The sequence below is a fragment of the Stieleria sedimenti genome (assembly GCF_025060895.1).
GTDB classification, from domain to species: domain Bacteria; phylum Planctomycetota; class Planctomycetia; order Pirellulales; family Pirellulaceae; genus Stieleria; species Stieleria sedimenti.
In genome coordinates, this window is the sequence record NZ_JANZKV010000365.1 from 1 (window position 1) to 1,878 (window position 1,878).

Genomic DNA, 1,878 nt, shown 5'->3' on the forward strand with positions numbered 1-1,878 from the left:
CGGTTCGCGCCAGCGCGAGCAGCCTCGCCGTTCAGATTGATCAAGCGGCTCGCTTGGTCGTGTGCTCGAGCGAAACGGGATCCGACTGCGACGGACCGACCGTGGCACCCTGATCCGTCTCCCGCTGCTGCGTCACATCGGTTTGGAACATCCAAGCCATCGCAACCAGGATGTGATCGCTGCAGCGAATCAACATCATCTCCGTCCGCGAATCCTTGCCACCATAAATCGGCAGACGTCGGCCGATGCGCGAGGCAAAGTCGCGAATCAGAAAATGCGCCAACGCCGGACGCCGCACGAAAATCTGAACCGGAAACGCCAACGACCCGACGGTGGGGAGACAACCCCAGAGCAAGGCTTCGGTATGTCGGACGCTGCGGCCACACGCCAACCAGTTCGACAGCGTCACCACGGCACGCGCCAACGGCAACAGCAACCAGGGCAACAAGAACCAGACATTGCCGGTCACCACTGCGGCAGCCACACCACCATATTTCGCCGGCACCACCCATGGCGAACAGGCCTTGATCGCCAAATGCAGAGCCATCCCCCGCGCATACGTCGCGACCTCCTTCGCATCAACCTGACCAACCAGATCGGAAGCCTCGTCTGAACCGATTCGTTGCTCGGATTCCCAGCGTCGGATCGAACGGCGGAGGTACCGCAATCCCACGTAAGTCTGATAGCGGCGTCGTGTCAACAGATGCCACGTCGCGCGTGCCGAGCGGCTCACCTGACGCCGCGTCCTAGCCACCAACCGCCGCCACGTGTCCAGTCGTAGCGGGGCCGGCTCGCACGTTTTCCAACGAGAGGTGTGATCGATCAACGCGTCGACGTCGGCCGCCCCGGCCAACATCGACAAACGCAGCTTGCCAGCGTCCAGATCATCGAACGGCGGCCAGGTCCGCTGGCCGGCGGCGAGCAGCCAATACTTGGGGACCAAGATCGCGGGGATGCCGGATTCCAAATCGATGATCGTGTAACGTTCTCCGCGACGCAATAAATTGGCGGTGGAAACCATCGCCCGCGGGTCGACCTGCCAGCCGCTGCCGGTCAGCCCCGCTTGCACCAGAGCGTCTTTGGCACGATGCATCACCGAGATCAACTGATCGATTTCACCCGCCGCCTCGCCCAGGCCGGTCGGACGGACGCCACGACCGGCAACATGTTCGGCAGCCAGCACCCAACCAGGCGCTGCCGCGTCGAAGCGGACGTAGAGCGGAGCAGCGACGTCGACGTCCACGCCCGCCCGCTGCAAGATCTCGGCCCCCACTCGGCGGCGATAGAAACACGCCAGGATCGCGTCGCGGTTGAATTGATAGGCAAACGGGGCGAAAAAGAAGATCCGATAGATCGCACGGGTCAATCGGCCCGGGCAAAACACCTTTTCGACACAACGTACCGTCGAACCGTCTCGAAATGTCGCATCGACCAGCCGCGCCGTCGCCGCCCGCCCTTTTCCAAGTTCACGGACGACCCGGACGTCGGTGGGAGCGTTTTCGGTCGGGGCCAGTCGTTCGGATATCACAGCATTGGCGTTACGGAAGGGCGATTCGGTTCGCCTGTAGCAAATTCGGCGGTCCCGTGGCAAGGCGGCTACGCCCACGACGCACACCCGCACGTGGCGTCAGCCAGTGGCGCGCGGTGACCCTGAACCCGACACACGCCACGTTGTGGCGACCCCGGCGGGCCGCGTCAGCGACCGGCGCCCCAGCGGGCAACGCTGTGAAGCATTTTTTAGCGACAGCCCGCGAGCGGGCTGTCGATTTAGTCGATGTTTCGAAATCAGCGTGATCATCTCAGCCCGACGCGTAAGCGAGGGGCGCCGCGCTGCCCCTTGCTTACGCGTGCGGGCTTAAATCCAATACCGCTAAGTTA

General features: G+C 63.2%; 1 protein-coding gene. It reads right to left on the reverse strand.

What is annotated here, in order from left to right:
- Positions 1–40 precede the first annotated feature (40 nt).
- A complete protein-coding gene (locus NZK35_RS33810) occupies positions 41–1,528 on the reverse strand; it encodes a hypothetical protein (protein ID WP_259636944.1) in 1,488 nt (495 codons plus the stop codon).
- Positions 1,529–1,878: the final 350 nt, after the last annotated feature.